This window comes from Flavobacterium lacisediminis, from assembly GCF_025909975.1.
GTDB lineage: Bacteria > Bacteroidota > Bacteroidia > Flavobacteriales > Flavobacteriaceae > Flavobacterium > Flavobacterium lacisediminis.
Map to the genome: position 1 here is coordinate 1 of NZ_JAPCIO010000022.1, position 1,275 is coordinate 1,275.

General features: G+C 34.9%; 1 protein-coding gene and 2 pseudogenes. All 3 read right to left on the reverse strand.

Annotated elements, in window-relative coordinates:
* A partial coding sequence (locus OJ995_RS13475) for a tetratricopeptide repeat protein (RefSeq protein ID WP_432419337.1) occupies nt 1–489 on the reverse strand: 489 nt, incomplete at its 3' end.
* Between the two features lie 20 nt (nt 490–509).
* Nucleotides 510–719, reverse strand: a pseudogene (locus tag OJ995_RS13480) (type IX secretion system membrane protein PorP/SprF); the annotation flags it as partial.
* A 4-nt stretch (nt 720–723) separates the two neighbouring features.
* Nucleotides 724–1,275, reverse strand: a pseudogene (locus OJ995_RS13485) (PorP/SprF family type IX secretion system membrane protein); the annotation flags it as partial.

Here is a 1,275-nt window from a genome sequence, read left to right on the forward strand (position 1 = left end):
ATTAGTAAGTACCGCTCCAAAGTCAGTTTTATCACTACTTACGTCTGATTTTGAAATCTCGTACAATTTAGACTGTCCTTGCAATTCTGGAAGGTAATTCGGTTTGCTCACAAATGCCTTAGCTCTTTGATCGTTTGGTGCCAATTGCGCAAATTGTTGCATTTGTTTGTCGGCTTCTTTGAAATTGCCTTCTGCTTTTAGCATTTGAGCGTATTTGTAATACGTTTCTGCATCTTGCTTTTGTTCCACTACTTTAGCATACCATTTTACTGCTTCTTTTGTGTTGAATACATTGTAGTAGCTCTCTGCTAATTGTTTGTAAACGTAGTTATCGGCTTTACTGCCTTCGGCTAGTTTTAAATATTCTTTGGCAGCATCAACATATTCGTATCTATCGAATAGCTTATCTGCGGTTTTAGTGTATTGATTTTGTGCACTAAGTATTCCACTTACCATCACAAAACTTAATGTTACATATAAATTTCTCATTGTACTTTAGTCGGTTTAGGTTAGAAGAATCTTGGTGAACTTGATACTTTTTTAGGGAAGTTCAAATCAAATAATAAGATAATCTCGTGTGATGATGGTGTTGTTACATTCAAATCTGATACGATATGATCGTAAGCGTAGCCTAGTTTCAAATTAGGGGTAATCGCATAATTTACCATCGCACCAAAACTGTCTTCTAATCGGTAGGTAGCGCCTATCTCAAATTTCTGANATATGATCGTAAGCGTAGCCTAGTTTCAAATTAGGGGTAATCGCATAATTTACCATCGCACCAAAACTGTCTTCTAATCGGTAGGTAGCGCCTATCTCAAATTTCTGATTGAACAAGAAATTCGTTGATAAATCCAATGATGTTGGAGCTTCAAAAGCCGATTTCATCATGAAAAACGGTTTGAATTTTACATTCTCATTGATATCAAACACATATCCTCCTGTTAAAAAGTAATGTGATACTTCTGATCCAAATTCTCTTCCATTAAAATCTAAATGTTTCGACTTCATTAAATTAGGAACCGAAAATCCTAAATAATACTTATTCGTATAATAGAAAAGTCCTGATCCAATATTAAAATACGAATTACTCGTGTTTTCTGAAAAAGCAGGGTCATTCGCATCGGGTAACGTTGGATAAACATCGTCAAACAAACCTACATTATGCAAAGTAAGACCCGTTTTTATTCCAAATGCTAATTTGTGTTCGCCTCCTAAATTTAATGTGTATGAGAAATCAGCATAAATATTATTCTCCTCAACTGGGCCTATCTT